Below are 16,601 nucleotides of genomic sequence, written 5' to 3'. Positions count from 1 at the left end.
CTTCTGTCAGTGAAGTCGTCAGTGAAATCGTCATGAAGTCCAGCCGTCTCGTCTCGATCCTGCTGCTCCTGCAGAGCCGCGGCCGCCTGACCGCCGCGCAGCTCGCCGACGAGCTGGAGGTGTCGGTCCGTACCGTCTACCGCGATGTCGAGGCGCTCGGCGCGGCCGGGGTCCCGCTGTACGCGGACGCCGGGCACGCGGGCGGCTACCGGCTGCTCGACGGCTGGCGTACGAGGCTCACGGGCCTCACCGCGAGCGAGGCGGAGGCCCTTTCGCTGGCCGGAGTGCCGGGCGCGGCCGCGGAGTTGGGGCTCGGGCCGCTGCTCACGGCGGGCCGGCTCAAGGTGGAGGCCGCGCTGCCGCCGGAGCTGCGGGCGCACGCCTCACGGATCGCGGCACGCTTCCATCTGGACGCGCCCGGCTGGTACACGGAGGCCGACGCGGTGCCGTTCCTGCCCGCGGTGGCCGACGCGGCCTGGAACGGGCGGGTGCTGCGGGTGCGTTACCGGCGCTGGAAGGAGCCCACCGAGGTCGACCGGCGCCTGGAACCGTACGGGCTCGTCCTCAAGGCGGGCCGCTGGTACGTGGTCAGCGGCCCCCGCCCGGTGACGTACCGCGTCGACCAGATCCTCCGACTCGACGTCACCGACGAGGAGTTCACGATCCCGGACGGATTCGACCTGGCCGCGTACTGGCAGCGCTACCAGGAGGACTTCCTGGCCCGCCTGCACACGGCCGAGGCAGTCGTCCGCCTCACGGACGCAGGCGCGGCCCGGCTGACCGGGGCACAGGCGAAGGCGCTGGCCGCGACGGGCCAGGCAGCGGGCGACGGCTGGACCCGGGCGGTGCTGCCCATCGAATCGCTCGACCACGCGCACGGCGAGTTCCTGCGGCTCGGCGAGGAGGTCGAGGTGCTCGAACCGACGGAGCTGCGGGAGCGGATCGCGGCGACGGTGGCGGGGCTGGCGGGGCGGTACGGACGCGGTACTGAGTAGGGGTACTCAGGCCATCCGATCCGGCCCGGTCCATACTGACGCGCATGCCGCGACCCTTTCGTACGTACGCCGCCGTCCTTGGCACCGCCGGACTGCTCGCCCTGACCGGCTGCGGCAAGGAGCGCCCGGCCGAGAGCGCACCAGGGCAGCCGACCGCGAGCGCGGCGTCGGGTCAGCCCTCCGCGAGCGCGAGCTCCGCCCTGCCGAGCCGGCCTGCGGAGCCCGAACTCCCCGCCGCCCTGCGGAAGATCCACGAGGCCTGCGAGAAGGACCCGGCCCCCGAACCCACGGCGAGCCCGACCCCGTTCGTCGACGGCTCGGACGGCACCAAGTACGCCGAGAACCACGGCTTCCAGCGACCGTCCCGGCTGACCGGCGCCCAGCTCTGCGAGGGCGAGGCCAACAGCCGCCGCATCGTCGCGGCCCTGCGCGCACTGGACCGGCCGTCACCTGAGAGCGTGCGCCGGACCCTGGCCGACCTGGGCTATCCGGCGGAGCGCCTCACGATCCCCACCGGCGCCGCCACCGACTACGTGCCGTTCACCCTCGACCTCTCCGGACTGTGCCTGGACGGCGTCGCGGGCAGCGGCGTGCCGCGGGCCGAGCCGCACGGCAGGTACATCGAGGGCACCGGCTGCGAGAAGCCTGTGGGCGGGCACTGAATTTCTCCCCGCCCCGCCCCTTCCCGAAATTCTGCGAAGCCTTCCGCCCGTCGGGCGGTGTCCTCAAGCGCCGGACGGGCTGATTTCATGAGCCGGCCCCCCGATGCAACCGGTCACCCCCGGCCAGAACCGCCGCCGCCAACGCCTCCGCAGGGCCCCGTGCCGAAGCCCGTCGCCGGTCGTCCCCGTGCAGCAGGACGAAGTCCACGCCGCCCAGGTCGGGCAGGCCCGCCCGGACCCGGGTCAGGCCCGGGGGGATGAGGCCGCGGGTGTGTGCCATTACGCCGAGGCCCGCTCGGGCCGCCGCGATCAGGCCGTTCAGGCTGGTGCTCGTGCAGGCGATGCGCCAGGCGCGGCCCTCCCGCTCCAGGACCTCCAGGGCGCGGGCCCGGGTGAGGCCCGGCGGTGGGTAGACGATCAGCGGCACCGGCTGGTCAGGGTCGAGGCGTAGCCGCTCCGCCCCGATCCAGACCAGGTCGTCCCGCCACACGACCGTGCCCCGGGAGGCCCCCGACCGCTTGGCGAGGACCAGGTCGAGCTTTCCGTCGGCGAGCATCGCGTGCAGGGTGCCGGACAGCTCGACCGTCAGCTCCAGGTCGACCTCGGGGTTCTCGTGCCGGAAGGCCTCCAGGATCTCCGGCAGCCGGGTCAGCACGAAGTCCTCGGACGCGCCGAAACGCAGCCGCCCGCGCAGCCGCGTACCCGCGAAGAAGGCGGCGGCCCTTTCGTTCGCGTCGAGGATCGAGCGGGCGAAGCCCAGCATCGCCTCGCCGTCCTCGGTGAGCTCCACGCCGTGGGTGTCGCGGGAGAAGAGCCGGCGGCCGGTCGCGTCCTCCAGGCGGCGCACCTGCTGGCTCACCGTGGACTGGCGCAGGCCGAGCCGCCGGGCGGCCTGGGTGAAGCTGAGGGTTTGCGCGACCGCCAGGAAGGTACGCAGCTGAACGGGGTCGTACATGCCACCAGCCTAGCCCGGTTATCGCAGATCGTGATGACAGTAAGTGCGGTATGCAGGATTCCCGATTTCCGGGAAGGAGAGGACGATGGAAAGGGCACGTACCTGCACCACCCGGTCCCGCCCCCCACTCTGGAGCACCACGCACGTGAAACGCCTCGCCTGGCCGTCCCGGATGCCGATCGACCCGTACATCCTGGCTCTGCTGTCCACCGTGGGGATCGCGGCGCTGCTGCCCGCCAGAGGCACGGCCGCCGACGTCGCCGACGCCGCCTCGACCGGGGCCGTCGCACTGCTCTTCTTCCTCTACGGCGCCCGGCTCTCCACCCGCGAGGCACTCGACGGGCTGCGCAACTGGAAGCTCCACCTGACCATCCTGGCCGCCACCTTCGTGGCCTTCCCGCTCCTCGGCCTGGCGGCCAAGGGGCTGACCCCGGTCCTGTCGCAGCCGCTCTACACCGGTCTGCTGTTCCTGTGCGTGGTGCCGTCCACCGTCCAGTCGTCGATCGCCTTCACGTCGATCGCCCGCGGCAACGTCCCGGCGGCGATCTGCGCGGGCTCGTTCTCCTCGCTCGCCGGCATCGTCCTGACGCCCCTGCTCGCGGCCGGGCTCATCGGCGGGAACGCGAGCTTCTCCGCCGACTCGATCGTGAAGATCGTGCTGCAGCTGCTCGTCCCGTTCCTCGCCGGACAGTTCCTGCGCCGCTGGGTCGGCGGGTTCCTCACCCGGAACAAGAAGGTCCTCGGGTACGTCGACCGGGGATCCATCCTCCTCGTCGTGTACGCCGCCTTCAGCCTCGGCATGGTCGAGGGCATCTGGCACCAGGTCGACGCGCTGCACCTGGCCGTGCTGCTCGGCGTCGAGGCCGTGCTGCTCGCCGTGATGCTCTCGCTGACCTGGTTCGGGGCCAAGCGGCTCGGCTTCAGCCGCGAGGACCGGATCGCCATCCAGTTCGCCGGTTCGAAGAAGTCCCTGGCGGGCGGACTGCCCATGGCCAGCGTGCTGTTCGGGCCGCAGGCCTCGCTCGCCGTGCTGCCGCTGATGCTCTTCCACCAGATGCAGCTCATGGTCTGCGCGGTGATCGCCAAGCGCCGCTCGCGCGACCCGGAGGCCCTGGCCCAGGAAGGGCAGGCGGGCCCGCCGGGCCCTAGTCGGCCGGCGCGAGGCGCAGGCGTACGAACCTCGGCCGGTACAGCTCGACGTTCCGACTGACCTGGTCGTGCGCCACCTGCGGGGTGGCGTCCAGCCAGTTCACGTCGTAGCTCAGGAGCAGCCGCCCCCCGTTCGGCTCCAGCGCCGGGTGGGCCTGCGGGTTGTAGACCGCCGTGTCCTGCTTGGGCGCGCCGTCCTGCGGCATCGGCGGCGCGAAGCCCTTCGCCGGGCCGTGCCAGGGGCCGGTGGGGGAGCAGGCCCAGTACGAGGTGACGGTCGTCAGGCCCTCCGTGCCTGCGGCCATGGTGAACAGGACCCAGGTCCCGTCGTCGCGTACGACCGTGAACGCACTGCCCACCCCCTTCGCCGCCCCGTCCCCGAGCACCGCCCTCGCCTTGCGCCCGTCGCCCGTCCAGTTCTTGCCGTTCCAGTACTGCCAGCCGTCCGGGTCGGCGAGCCTGCCCTCGGGGACGCGCGCGAGGTAGGCGTTGGACGCCGGGCGGGCGGCCGCCTTTCCGTCGTTGCCGCCGAAGACGTACGTGTATCCGTCGCCGCCCTCCGTGCCCGTGCCCCGGTCGGTGTCCTGGCCGTCGACCGCCGTGGTGCCGTACAGGACGCGCTTTTCGGGGTCGGCGACCCGCGTCTGGTCGGAGACCTTCACGATCGACTCGACGCGCAGGCCGGGCAGCGAGAGGGTGGCGACCTCCGTGGCGGTCGGCATCCCGTAGATCCAGGGCTCGCCCGCCGTCGCCCGCGTCCACAGCAGGACCCGGACCACCTTCTGGTCCGAGCCGGGGGAGCGCGGCTCGACCTTCGCGGCCACCGGCCAACGCCACTCCTGCGGGCTCGGGTTGGCGAACAGGGGCGCGGGCAAGGTGCGCTCCAGGGAGCCGCCCGCCGACATCACCACGGCGGAGTTGCGCACGAACGGCGCGGTGTTGTCCCGCCACGCATGCGGCTGCCCGGACAGATTGGGCGGGGCGTGCACCTGCCCCAGATAGGTGTCCGAGAACAGCCAGAGCAGCCGCCCGTCCGGCAGCCGCACCGAGTGCGTCCCGTCGCCGCCGGTCCAGTCGTCGGCCCGCGACGCGTCGTTGCCGTACCGGACGAACTCCCCGGTCGTCCGCTCGTCCGCCTGCCACGAGCCCACCTTGCGCGGGGCGCACGGGGCGCCGCCCTCCCGGTCGTCGTCGCCCGGGAGGGCGGTGAGCAGCACGGCCCCGATGACCAGCACGAGCAGCAGCAGAAAGCCTGTCCCGTGCCGTTCGGCGGCCGACGTTCGCTCCGTTCGCTCTTTGGCGGACACGCAGGGACGCTAACCCCTGCCGCTGATCCGGTCCATGGGCAGCCACGCGACGGTGTCCCGAGTCACAGCCGCATCGGCGGTCTCGCCGGTGCGCAGATCTGTCAGCTCCTCGTCGCTCAACGCCCGGTCGTAGACCCGCACTTCGTCGATCGCGCCCGTGAAGTGCGCCCTGCTGTCCACGCGCTGCCCGATGTGGAAACCGAACCCGGAGTTGCGGGTGACCGTGCCCGGCACGTCGGGACCGGTGAGGTGCGCGCCGTCCACGGTCAGGGTGAGCGAGCCGCCCGTGCGACGCAGCGCGATGTGGTGCCACTGGCCGTCGTTGTACGCCGAAGTCGTACGCAGCGACGCGGACTTGGGCGCGGTCGCCCCCTCGCGGGTGGTGATCAGGGCCGTGATGCGGTTCGAGGCGGGCTCGCCGCGCAGCCAGACCTGCGGCTGATTGGTGCCGACGCCGCCCATCCACAGCAGGGGCTGCTCCCCGGTCGTGGCCGAGTAGCGGAACCAGAGCGAGGCCGTGAAGTCCTTTGCCCCAAGCGGGAGTTCATCCCGGTACGGCAGGCGCACCGCGTCGTCCGTACCGTCGAACTCGACCGCCCCGCCGAACCTCCCCTCCGTCTCGCGCGCCCCGCCGAGCACGGCCGCGCCCCGCGCGTGCGGTGCCCGGTCGCTCGTCGTCGGGTCGGGGCCCCGGCGCGGCTGCAGCCAGTCCTCGGTGAAGCGGGCGAAGCGGATCTCGTCGCGGGCGTCCACCGCGCCGCCCTCGTACATCAGGCCCACCGTGCCGGAGTCGACGGCGGCCATGTCGGAGTAGCCGGACCAGTCGGTGGTCACCTGGCTGCCGCGGTCGACGCTCTCCCAGGTGCGGCCCTCGTCGTAGGAGGAGCGGACCATCATGGTGCGGCGCCGGTCCGGGTCCGCGGGGCAGGCGAGCAGCATCCGTTTGCCGAGGCGGATCGCGGAGCCCTGCACCTGCGGGGTGTAGAGGTCGGGGATCGCCCGGAACTTGCCCGTGAAGGAGTCGCCGCCGTCCCGGCTCACGGCGTGCGTGCGATGGCCGAGGTCGGTGCCGTCCTGCTCGCGGCCGCTGACGTAGACCGAGCCGTCAGTGCGTTCCGCGAGGGTGATCTCGGAGGGCTTCTGCCGGAAGGTGCCGTCGTCGGCGACCGGCCAGGAGTCGGTGGCGCCGATGTCCCAGTTGTCGCCGCCGTCGTCGCTGGTGATCAGGGCGGCGTGATTGGCGGTGACCCGACTGCCGTTCCACGTCTCGGTGTTGACGCCGAACACGAGGCGGCTCTTGTGCCGGCCGCGCTGCAGCTGGATGCCGTGCACGGGCCCGGTGGCGTACCAGGAGTTCCACTCGGCGGGCAGGATCTGGTCGCTCAGGTCGCGCGGCGCGGACCAGGTGCGGCCGTCGTCGTCGCTGTGCTGCATATGGGGTGTGCGCTTGCACGGCACGTCGCAGTTGCCGCCGCCGGGCTTGCCCGGGTTCCAGGTCTCGGCGAGCACGATCCGGCCCGTCTCGCGGTCGACGATCGGGGCGGGGTTGCCGTGCGTGTCGCCCGCGCCCTCGTTGACGACCTGCAGCGGTGACCATGTACGACCGCCGTCCTCGGAACGCTTGACGACCAGGTCTATGTCCCCGGCGTCGCTGCAGTCGTTGACGCGGCCCTCGGCGAACGCGAGCAGCGTGCCCTTGACCGTCTTCACGACCGCCGGGATGCGGAAGCAGGCGTAGCCGGGATCCTGGGCGGCCTTGAACAGCACCTGCTGCTCGAACTCCGTTGCCCCGGGCGGGGATTCGGCATGCGCCGGGCCGGTGAGCCCCGCGAGTACGGCGGTGACGGCGACAGCTGCTGTCGCGGCTGGTCTGAAGCGTGCACGGAGACCTGATGGCATGGTGCGACCTGCCCTTCGGGCGTCTGGCGGTGCGGCGAGCGGCTGAGGCTGCGCCGCGTGGCTGTGCGCTGCGTGCCTGCGTGCTGCGTGCCTGCGTGCTGCGTGGCTCCGGGGTACGTGGCGCCGGTAATGCGTCCGGACAACCGGACATCCAACGTCCAATGTCCGTGTCACAGACGCTACTTGCACCGCTTCGCACCCCACAAGGAGCATGCGCGCAGGGATTTGGGCGTACGCCGACGACTCCGCTGCGACCAGGTGGTTCAGGCCGTCCCGGTGTCCGGCCGAGGCTTCGCGGGAAGGGCCTCCGCGGACCAGGGGCGGCGCAGGACCGGCAGAACCGGGAGCACGGCCGAGGCCGGGTCGGGGCCGGGGGCCGGTGCCGAGCCGTCCCTGCGGCAGATCAGTGCGTCGGCGTCGTCGGCCGGGACCTGGAGGCTGTAGCCCTGCGGACAGGCGGCCCCGGGTTCGCCCTGCGGGCCTGCGGGGCCCGGCTCGCCCCTGTCCCCCTGATTGCCCTTGTCTCCCTGATCGCCCTTGTCGCCCTTGAAGCCGGTGTCTCCGGCGGGGCCGGCCGGCCCCGCCGGTCCCTGCGCCCCGTCGGCGCCCGCCGCTCCCCGCTCGCCGGGCGGTCCTGCCTCGCCCGCCGGGCCTCGTTCGCCCGCAGGGCCCTGCGGTCCGGGCGATCCCTGCTCCCCGCGCGGCCCTTGCCCGCCGCCGGCCCCCCGCTCGCCGTTCGCCCCTGCCTCGCCCCGCACTCCGGCCTCGCCCCTTGCTCCGGGCGACCCCGGTTCACCGGCAGGCACCCGGACGCGGGCCAGGAGGTCGTCCACGGCGTCGGCGGGGTCGGGCGCGGCGGGCGTCTGCCCGGCAGCCTGCACCTGGGCACGCAGGGTGCGTACGTCCTCGGCGAGGGTGGACAGGGCCTCGCCCCTGCGCTGGGCCTCGCTCGCCATCCGGTCGGCCCGGCGGTCGCCCGCATCGATCCGGCCCCACAGGATCACCGCGATGCCGCAGAGGGCGACGAGGACGAAGACGAGGACGATCTTGCGCCAGCGCAGGGCGATCAGTTGCTCGACGCGCGTCACGTGGCGCCTTTCCTTCACGTGGTGCCTCCGAGCCGGTGGTTGTCCAGGCGCAACCGCGCGATCTCCGACTGGTCCGCGGCGTGCAGGGTGCGCAACTCGTCGATGCGGGAGTCACGTTCGGCGATCTGCCGCTCCAGCCGGTCGCGCTCCGACTGCAGGCGCTCCGTGAGGGTCGAGTAGCCGCTCAGGGCGTTCTCGCCCCGCTTGCCCAGGTACGCCACGACGGCCGCCCCGAGCACGCCCGTGCATGCCAATAACGAGCCGAGCAGGGTGGTGCCGGCATCCAAGCGACTGCCTCCGTACCTGGACCTAGAACTCATGGGGAGCAACGAGCGGTCGGGGCCGGCGGATGCGTTGTGGCCCCCTTGACCACCGGAAGAGTGTTGACGGAGCGTCAGGGCGCTGAGCTCCCCGTCGTGTCGGTCAGGTGCGGGGCCGTGTCCGTCAGGGTGCGAGGTCGCGTTCGTCGAGGTGCGAGGTCGTGTCCGTCAGGGCACGAGGACCACCTTGCCGAGGTTCCGCCTGCCCTCGATCGCCTCGTGGGCCAGTGCCGCGTCCTCGAGGGCGAACTCGCCGTGCACCGCGGGCCGCAGCGTGCCCTCGCCGAACAGCCGCCACAGCTCCGCGACCCAACCCGCGTACCGCTCGGGCTGGTTGCGGGCGACCATCGCCGTCTGGAACCCGATCACCGACTTGCCGCCGACCAGCAGGTCGTACGCCTCGACGGTCCCGCCGCCGGAGCTGTAGGCGACGAGCCGGCCGCCCGGGGCGAGTGCCTGGACGGCGGGCTTGAGGAGCTTGCCGCCGACGGCGTCGAGCACGATGTCGACCGGCTCGCCCCAGCTCGCCTCCTCGTACGTCACCACCTCGTCGGCGCCGAGCCCGCGCACGAAGTCCGACTTGGCCGGGTCGCCCACGGCCGCCACGATCCGCGAGGCGCCCCTCGACCTCGCGAGCTGCAGGGCGAGATGACCGACCCCGCTCGCGGCAGCGGTCACCAGCACCGACTCGCCCTTCTCGGGCCGCGCGGCCGCCAGGGCGCCGAGCGCGACCACACCGCTGCGGACCAGCGCGACGGCGTCCCGCGCGGTGGCGCCCGCCGGAATGGGCGAGGCCATCGCGGTCTGCAGCAGAGCGAAGTCGGCGTAGCCGTGCCCGAAGCAGAGTCCGGTCACGCGATCGCCGACCGCGTGGCCGGTGACGCCCTCGCCGACGCGCACCACCTCGCCGCCCAGCTCACCGCCGAGCGGTATCGGCTCGGCGGCCTCGCGCACTTTGCGCACGACGGGCAGCGTGACGCCGATCGCCTCCGTCCTGACCAGCAGCTCGCCCGGTCCGGGCGTCGGGACGGCGACCTCTTCGAGGAACAACGTGTCGGGTCCGCCGCTGTGTTCATACCGAATGCGCCGCATGGGCGATCGCCTCCACGTACCGTCGGGTTTCCTTGGGATCCCCAACGACGCAAGAAGTACCGTTGGGGATCCCAACGGTACAAGGGGAACCGTTGGGAAGTCCAATGATTCTTCGGTACGCTTTCCGCCATGCCGGAAACCCCGCCCGCCCCCACCCGCATCCGCACCCTCCCCAGCTGGCTCCTCGGCCGCGCCGCCGCCCGCGGCCGCGGCCTGGTCGCCGAGGCCCTCGCGCAGCACGACATGAAGATGTGGCACCACGTGGTCCTCGCGGCCGTCGCCGACCTGGGGCCGGTCGCCCAGGCGGAGTTGGGGAGGGCCGTCTCGCTCGACCCCAAGGACATGGTCGGCATCCTCAACGACCTGCAGTCGGCCGACCTGATCGTCCGGGCCCCCGACCCGAACGACCGCCGCAAGAACGCGGTGCGCCTGACGGCCGCGGGGGAGCGGCGCCTCGAGGAGTGCACGAAGGCGGGGCGATGGGCCAACGAGGAGTTGCTGGCGCCCTTGTCGAAGACGGAGCGGGAGCAGTTCCTGGAGATGCTGCGGAGGATCACCCAGGTCGGACAGTGAAGCGGGCCCGGCCGGCGCAGGGGGCGCTCCCCGCCGGTCCGGGCCCGCGTCGCCGTGTGCGCGAGGCGTGACCGCCTGGTCAGCCCTGGCCGGCCGAGGCCTCCAGGGCCAGGCGATGCTCGCCCGCGTACACGTTCATGGAGGCCCCCCGCAGAAATCCGACCAGCGTGAGGCCGGTCTCCGTGGCGAGGTCGACCGCGAGGGACGACGGGGCCGAGACGGCGGCGAGGATCGGGATGCCCGCCATCACCGCCTTCTGGGCCAGCTCGAACGAAGCGCGGCCCGAGACGAGCAGGATGGTGCGGGAGAGGGGCAGGCGGCCCTCGCGGACCGCGCGGCCCACGAGCTTGTCGACCGCGTTGTGCCGGCCGACGTCCTCCCGTATGTCGACCAGCTCTCCGGTCTCGGTGAAGAGTGCTGCCGCGTGCAGGCCCCCGGTCCGGTCGAACACGCGCTGCGCCGCGCGCAGCCGGTCGGGGAGGCCCGCGAGCAGTTCGGGCTCGATCCGGACCGGGGGAGTGTCGGCGATCTCCCAGCGCGCCTGCGTGCGCACGGCGTCGAGGCTGGCCTTGCCGCACAGGCCGCAGGAGGAGGTCGTATAGACGTTGCGTTCGAGCGTGATGTCGGGGACCACGACACCCGGGGCGAGCTTCACGTCCACCACGTTGTACGTGTTCGAGCCGTCCGCCGTGGCACCCGCGCAGTAGACGATCGACTGCAGCTCGTCCGCCGAGGCAAGGACTCCCTCGCTCACCAGGAAGCCCGCCGCGAGCGCGAAGTCGTCGCCCGGGGTGCGCATCGTGATGGCCAGGGGCTTGCCGTTCAGCCGGATCTCCAGGGGTTCCTCCGCGACGAGCGTGTCCGGTCGTGCGGACACCGCCCCGTCCCGGATGCGGATCACTCGGCGTCGCTCGGTGACGCGTCCCATGCCAGATCAGTCCTCAGTCGCGGTTCTGTACGTGCTGGTAGCCGAAGCGGCCCTTGATGCAGAGGTTGCCGTGGGTCACCGGGTTGTCGTGCGGCGAGGTGACCTTGACGATCTCATTGTCCTGCACGTGCAGGGTCAGGTTGCAGCCCACTCCGCAGTACGCGCACACGGTGGTCGTCTCCGTCTGCGCGCTCTCGTCCCAGGTGCCGGCCGCCCGCATGTCGTACTCGGACTTGAAGGAGAGCGCCCCGGTCGGGCACACCTCGATGCAGTTGCCGCAGTACACGCACGCCGACTCGGTGAGCGGCCCGTCGTGCTCGACCGCGATCCGGGCGTCGAAGCCGCGGCCGGTGACCGAGATGGCGAAGGTGTTCTGCCACTGGTCGCCGCAGGCGTCCACGCACTTGTAGCAGAGGATGCACTTGTCGTAGTCGCGGACGTAGAGGTCGTTGTCGACCTTGGGCGACTCGTTGAGCCGGGCCGCGTCCGGACCGAAGCGGTCGGGCTTGGCCTCGTACTCCTTGAGCCACCCCGCCACCTGCGGCGTGGTCGACAGGTCGACCGAGGACGCGAGGAGTTCGAGCACGATCTTGCGGCTGTGCCGGGCCCGTTCGGTGTCGGTCCGCACCACCATGGCGGGCTCCGCCTTGCGGGAGCAGGCCGGGGCGAGGGTGCGCGCGCCCTCCACCTCGACGACGCACACGCGGCAGGCGTTCTTCGGGGTGAGCGTGTCGCCCTGGCAGAGCGTCGGGATGTCCTTGCCCGCCGCCTTGCAGGCATCGAGGATCGTCGAGCCCTCGGGGACCCGCACCGGCTGCTCGTCGAGCGTGAACTCGACCAGGCGGCGCGGCAGTCCGAGCGACACGGGCACGGATGCGGAGGTCGGGCGCGGTTGCGCTGGCGCTGTCATTCGTACGCTCCAAGCCGGTCGATGGCCGATTCCACGGCGTTCCACGCGGTCTGCCCCAGACCGCAGATCGAGGCGTCCTTCATGGCCGCCCCCACTTCCCTGAGCAGGTTGATGTCCTCGGCGGCCGCCGCGCCCGTGCGGTCGGCGATGCGGTGCAGCGCCTCCTCCTGGCGGACCGTGCCGACCCGGCACGGCACGCACTGGCCGCACGACTCGTCGCGGAAGAACTCCGCGATCCGCAGGAGCATCCGGGGCAGCGGGACGCTGTCGTCCAGGGCGAGGACCACGCCCGATCCGAGGGTCGTGCCGGCCTCCCTCGTGCCCTCGAAGGTCAGCGGAATGTCCAGTTCATCGGGGCGTACGAAGCCGCCGGCTGCCCCGCCGAGGAGGACGGCCCGCAGTCGTGCGGGCTTGCCCGCCAGGTCGAGGAGGTCGCCGAGGGTCGCGCCGAACGGCAGCTCGTAGATCCCCGGGCGCTCCACGTTGCCCGAGACGCAGAACAGCTTGGGCCCGGTGGACTTCTCCGTCCCGATGGCCGCGTACGCCTGCGCCCCCATGGTCAGGATCGGCAGGACGTTGACCAGCGTCTCGACGTTGTTCTCGGCGGTCGGCTTGCCGAACAGGCCCTTCTCGACGGGGAACGGCGGCTTGGACCGGGGTTCGCCCCGGTACCCCTCGATGGAGTTGAAGAGCGCCGTCTCCTCGCCGCAGATGTACGCTCCCGCGCCGCGCCGGATCTCGATGTCGAAGGCGTACCCCTGGCCGAGGACGTCCGGGCCGAGCAGGCCGCGTGCCCTGGCCTGGGAGATGGCGTGCTCCAGGCGCCGCAGGGCGCGGGGGTACTCGCCGCGGAGGTAGAGGTAACCGAGGTGGGCGCCGGTCGCGTAGCCCGCGATCGTCATCGCCTCGATGAGGGAGTACGGGTCGCCCTCCATCAGGACGCGGTCCTTGAAGGTGCCGGGCTCGGATTCGTCCGCGTTGCAGACCAGGTAGTGCGGGTGGTCGGGCTGGGCGGCGGTCGCGCTCCACTTGCGGCCCGTGGGGAAGGCGGCGCCGCCCCTTCCTAGGAGGCCGGCCTCGGTGACCTCGCGGATCACTCCGGCGGGGCCGAGTTTGAAGGCCCTCCGCAGGGCCTCGTAGCCGCCATTGGCCCGGTAGTCGTCGAGGTTCTCGGGGTCTACGACCCCGACCCGTCGCAGGAGGATCAGGCCGTCCTGGCCTGCCTGGGGGACGGCGAGTGCGGCTGCGGGTTCGGGGGTTGCCGCTTCCGGTGCCGCGGCGGCCAGGGCTATGGCTTCGGCGGTCGCCGGGGCTATGACGGCGGTGGCTCTTTGCCGCTCCCTCGGCTCGGGTTCCTGCCCGCTGAGCGCGGCCAACAGGCTGTCGCCGGGGCCGTTTTGATCCCCCGCCCCGCTCCTTCCCGTAAGGCTGCCGCCGGCTTCCAAAGGGTTGTCCTCAAACGCCGGACGGGCTGATTCATCAGGGGATACCCCTGCCCGCACCACCAACGCCGCCGGAGCCCGCTCGCACAAGCCCAGGCACGGGCTCTCCTCCCACACGGCCCCACCCGCCACCGGCGTACCCGCAGGGCCCAGCCGGGCAGCCAAGCTCGCACACACCGAAGCCGAACCCCGGGCCGCGCAAGCCAAGTCCGTGCAGACGTGCACCACAGTCGCGGGCCGCGGCTTCACCGCGAACATGGAGTAGAACGTGGCCACCCCGTACGCCTCCGCCGGCGGCACCGTCAGCCGCCGGCACAGATAGTCGAGGGCGCCCTCGCTGATCCACCCCACCCGGTCGTTCACCGCGTGCAACCCCGGCAACAGCAGATCCCGCCGCTCCCGCGCCGCCCGGCCCCCGCGCGCCCAGCGCAGATCGGCATCGGTACGGTCCGCGGCACCTTCCCACGCCGACTCCGGAGGACCGAGCAGGGCGTCGATCGCCGCCCGCTCCTCGTCCGTCGGCTTGCTGTCACCGAAGTGCAGATCCACAGTCTCAGCTCCTCACGGCCGTGACCGGCGCATCGGCCGGCGCGAAACCGGCCGGCAGCTTCTCGATTCGTATTGCCGACGCCTTGAACTCCGCCGTCCCCGCGATCGGGCAATTCGCCTCGATCGTCAGCTGGTTGGTGTCCACCTCGTCGGGAAAGTGCATGGTCATGAAGGCGAGCCCGGGCCGCAGCGCCGGGTCGACCCAGACCGGCGCGGTGACCGTCCCGCGCCGGGAGGCGACCAGGACCTCCTCGCCCACCCGGACGCCGTAGTGCTCCGCGTCCTCGGGGCACAGCTCGATGTACTCGCCGCGGCGCAGCGGAGAGGCGAAACCGCCGCTCTGCACACCGGTGTTGTATGAGTCCAGGCGACGCCCGGTCGTCAGGCGCAGCGGATACGTCTCGTCGGTCAGGTCGACCGGCGGATCGTGCTCGACCAGGCCGAAGGGCGCTCGGCGACCGCGCAGCGCGGGGTCGGTCTCCCACAGCCGGCCGTGCAGGAAGCTCGACGGCAGCTTGTCCTCGTCGGGGCAGGGCCACTGCAGGCCCTGGTGCACGTCGAGACGCTCGTACGTCATGCCGAAGTGATCGGGGGACAGGGAGCGCAGCTCGTTCCACACGGCCTCGGAGTCGGCGAACTTCCATTCGTGGCCGAGGCGTCCGGCGATGTCGCAGATGATGTCGATGTCCTCGCGCGCCTCACCGGGCGGCGTGAGGGCGGCGCGTACCCGCTGAACCCGCCGTTCGCTGTTGGTCGTCGTACCGTCCGTCTCCGCCCAGGCGGCCGTGGCGGGCAGCACCACGTCGGCCATCTCGGCCGTCTTGGTCAGGAAGATGTCCTGCACGACCAGGTGGTCGAGTGCGGCGAGCCGGCGCAGTGCCTGCTCGCTGTCGGCCTCGGACTGGGCCGGGTTCTCGCCGATGCAGTAGACGGCGCGCAGCGTGCCGTGCTCCATCGACTCGAACATCTCGGTGAGCGTCATGCCGTAGCGCGGCTGGATCACCGTGTCCCAGGCCGTCTCGAACTTCGCCCGGTGGCCGTCGTTCAGGATGTCCTGGAAGCCGGGCAGCCGGTTGGGGATGGCGCCCATGTCGCCGCCGCCCTGCACGTTGTTCTGTCCGCGCAGCGGCTGTACGCCCGCGCCCCACCGGCCGACGTGCCCGGTCAGGAGCGAGAGATTGATCAACGCCCGTACGTTGTCCGTGCCGTTGTGGTGTTCGGTGATGCCGAGGGTCCAGCAGAGCTGGGCCCGCTCGGCGGTGGCGAAGGCATGGGCGAGGTCGCGGATGGCGGCGGCGGGTACGCCCGTCACCTTCTCCGCGAGCGACAGCGTCCAGGGCTCCACCAGCGCGGCGTACTCCGCGAAACCGCTCGTCGCGCGCTCGATGAACGTCCTGTTGTGCAGCCCCGCACGGATGATCTCCCGCCCGACGGCGTGCGCGAGCGGGATGTCCGTGCCGACGTTGAGGCCGAGCCAGCTCTCCGCCCACTCGGCGGTGGACGTGCGGCGCGGGTCGACGGCGTACATCCGGGCGCCGTTGTGGATCCCCTTGAGGACGTGCTGGAAGAAGATCGGGTGCGCGAAGCGGGCGTTGGAGCCCCACATCAGGATGAAGTCGGTGTGCTCCACCTCCTCGTACGAAGAGGTGCCGCCGCCCGAACCGAAGGCCGCGGACAGGCCGGCGACGCTCGGTGCGTGACAGGTGCGGTTGCAGGAGTCGACGTTGTTGGTGCCCATCACCACGCGGGTGAACTTCTGTGCCACGTAGTTCATTTCATTGGTGGCGCGGGCGCAGGACAGCATGGCGAAGGAGTCGGGGCCGTGCTCCTCGCGGGCCGTGCGGAACCCCGCGGCGGCCCGCTGCAGCGCCTCGTCCCAGGTGGCGCGGCGCAACGGCTCGTCGCGCGAGTCCCGGACCAGGGGATGAGTAAGTCGGTTGTACGTCTTGGGAGTTCGGTTTCGCTTCTTCACGCTGCGCTCCTCATACCTGCCCATGGAGATGGCCCCTGGCTTGTGACCAGTGGGTGCGCCCTATTGCATACAGTATTCTGTAGGCGAGCTTCAACGGAAGCCTCTTGTAAGGGATTTGAGCCGCCGGGATGTGTGCCGCCGCAATGCGAGCCGCCGGTCACCACCAATAGACGGGGTACGGCTGCCGGGCGCCCTCGCCCCCACCAGGCCCACGGCGACAAGCAGCACCGTGGCCAGCAGGAGCAGCCCGAGGAAGGCCGGCGCCGGGGGCCCGGTGAGCCCGACGATCATCGCGGTGGCGGCGGCGGGCGAGTGCGCCATCCGCAGTGTCAGCATCGCGCCCAGCGCGAGCCCGCCCGCCACGGCCGCGCTCCACGCGTTCGCCCCGCCGATCAGCACCACCAGGTAGCCGGTGACCGCGGCCACCAGCTGCCCGCCCACCACATTGCGCGGCTGGCCGAGCGGGGTGCCGGACGCTCCCGCCACCAGCGCCATGCTCGCGGCCAGTGGCGGGATCAGCAGGGTCTGCCCCCACCAGGTTCCGAGCGCCACCAGGATCAGCAGGGCGCAGATGCTGGTTCCGGTGGCGATCAGAGTGGCTCGCGCCGGGCCGCGGGGAGGCGCCTTGGTGCGATACCAGGGCGACGGTGCGGCAGGCGGCGGGGCGTTTCTCCCGGTCCGTAAGGATGCGGTCCGGGAGGTGGTCGTACGCGGCATGGAAAGCGGTCCTCCCCTGAAGGTGGAGCTGCCGGACTGCCGT

Annotated in this window: 15 protein-coding genes; 4 read left to right on the top strand and 11 right to left on the bottom strand. The window is 72.0% G+C overall.

Translation table 11 applies throughout. The features are described 5' to 3' along the window. The first annotated feature begins 32 nt into the window (after positions 1–32). Entirely contained in the window at positions 33–995 is a 963-nt protein-coding gene (locus tag OG430_RS10095; protein WP_327352099.1) for a helix-turn-helix transcriptional regulator, read from the top strand. A gap of 44 nt (positions 996–1,039) precedes the next feature. Then, entirely contained in the window at positions 1,040–1,657 is a 618-nt protein-coding gene (locus tag OG430_RS10090; RefSeq protein WP_327352098.1) for a hypothetical protein, read from the top strand. Positions 1,658–1,742: 85 nt separating this feature from the next. Here OG430_RS10090 and OG430_RS10085 read toward each other — a convergent pair whose 3' ends face one another. Further along, positions 1,743–2,612: a LysR substrate-binding domain-containing protein gene (locus OG430_RS10085; RefSeq protein WP_327352097.1), complete on the bottom strand. Its 870-nt coding sequence runs from the start codon at positions 2,610–2,612 to the stop codon at positions 1,743–1,745. Positions 2,613–2,784: 172 nt separating this feature from the next. Between OG430_RS10085 and OG430_RS10080 the strand changes: the two genes are divergently transcribed. Continuing rightward, the gene (locus OG430_RS10080) at positions 2,785–3,822 is read left to right on the top strand and encodes a bile acid:sodium symporter family protein (protein WP_327359032.1); all 1,038 of its coding nucleotides are present in this window, start codon (positions 2,785–2,787) and stop codon (positions 3,820–3,822) included. On the opposite strand, the gene OG430_RS10075 is transcribed toward OG430_RS10080, so the two are convergent. From OG430_RS10075 to OG430_RS10055, 5 genes are all read right to left on the bottom strand, one after another. Continuing rightward, positions 3,758–5,068 carry a DUF4185 domain-containing protein gene (locus OG430_RS10075; protein ID WP_327352096.1) on the bottom strand — a complete coding sequence of 437 codons (1,311 nt, stop codon included), beginning with the start codon at positions 5,066–5,068 and terminating at the stop codon, positions 3,758–3,760. The genes OG430_RS10080 and OG430_RS10075 overlap by 65 nt on opposite strands. A gap of 9 nt (positions 5,069–5,077) precedes the next feature. Continuing rightward, positions 5,078–6,967 carry a sialidase family protein gene (locus tag OG430_RS10070; protein ID WP_327352095.1) on the bottom strand — a complete coding sequence of 630 codons (1,890 nt, stop codon included), beginning with the start codon at positions 6,965–6,967 and terminating at the stop codon, positions 5,078–5,080. Positions 6,968–7,230: 263 nt separating this feature from the next. Next, a complete protein-coding gene (locus tag OG430_RS10065) occupies positions 7,231–8,055 on the bottom strand; it encodes a collagen-like protein (protein ID WP_327352094.1) in 825 nt (274 codons plus the stop codon). A 14-nt stretch (positions 8,056–8,069) separates the two neighbouring features. Further along, positions 8,070–8,342 (bottom strand): hypothetical protein, encoded by a 273-nt coding sequence (locus OG430_RS10060; RefSeq protein ID WP_327352093.1) that lies wholly within the window; start codon positions 8,340–8,342, stop codon positions 8,070–8,072. Positions 8,343–8,543: 201 nt separating this feature from the next. Further along, positions 8,544–9,467: a quinone oxidoreductase family protein gene (locus tag OG430_RS10055; protein ID WP_327352092.1), complete on the bottom strand. Its 924-nt coding sequence runs from the start codon at positions 9,465–9,467 to the stop codon at positions 8,544–8,546. 129 nt (positions 9,468–9,596) lie between these two features. On the opposite strand from OG430_RS10055, the gene OG430_RS10050 reads away from it, so the two are divergent. Beyond that, positions 9,597–10,040 (top strand): MarR family winged helix-turn-helix transcriptional regulator, encoded by a 444-nt coding sequence (locus OG430_RS10050; protein ID WP_327352091.1) that lies wholly within the window; start codon positions 9,597–9,599, stop codon positions 10,038–10,040. A 79-nt stretch (positions 10,041–10,119) separates the two neighbouring features. Here OG430_RS10050 and fdhD read toward each other — a convergent pair whose 3' ends face one another. The 5 genes from fdhD to OG430_RS10025 all read right to left on the bottom strand — a co-directional run bounded on the left by fdhD (position 10,120) and on the right by OG430_RS10025 (position 16,558). Further along, complete coding sequence (fdhD, locus tag OG430_RS10045; RefSeq protein ID WP_327352090.1) at positions 10,120–10,968, bottom strand: formate dehydrogenase accessory sulfurtransferase FdhD; 849 nt, start codon at positions 10,966–10,968, stop codon at positions 10,120–10,122. A gap of 13 nt (positions 10,969–10,981) precedes the next feature. After that, positions 10,982–11,878 carry a 2Fe-2S iron-sulfur cluster-binding protein gene (locus OG430_RS10040; protein ID WP_327352089.1) on the bottom strand — a complete coding sequence of 299 codons (897 nt, stop codon included), beginning with the start codon at positions 11,876–11,878 and terminating at the stop codon, positions 10,982–10,984. Next, entirely contained in the window at positions 11,875–13,869 is a 1,995-nt protein-coding gene (locus OG430_RS10035; RefSeq protein WP_327352088.1) for an NAD(P)H-dependent oxidoreductase subunit E, read from the bottom strand. Before OG430_RS10035 ends, OG430_RS10040 begins: the two co-directional genes overlap by 4 nt. 4 nt (positions 13,870–13,873) lie before the next feature. After that, on the bottom strand, positions 13,874–15,841 hold the full coding sequence (locus tag OG430_RS10030) for a molybdopterin oxidoreductase family protein (RefSeq protein ID WP_327352087.1): 1,968 nt from the start codon (positions 15,839–15,841) through the stop codon (positions 13,874–13,876). A 90-nt stretch (positions 15,842–15,931) separates the two neighbouring features. After that, on the bottom strand, positions 15,932–16,558 hold the full coding sequence (locus tag OG430_RS10025) for an HPP family protein (RefSeq protein ID WP_327352086.1): 627 nt from the start codon (positions 16,556–16,558) through the stop codon (positions 15,932–15,934). Between the last annotated feature and the right edge of the window lie 43 nt (positions 16,559–16,601).

Origin of the sequence: Streptomyces sp. NBC_01304 (assembly GCF_035975855.1) — a bacterium.
Taxonomy (GTDB): Bacteria; Actinomycetota; Actinomycetes; order Streptomycetales; family Streptomycetaceae; genus Streptomyces.
Note: the sequence above shows the minus strand (reverse complement) of the source record. Positions and strands in the feature narration are given on the sequence as shown.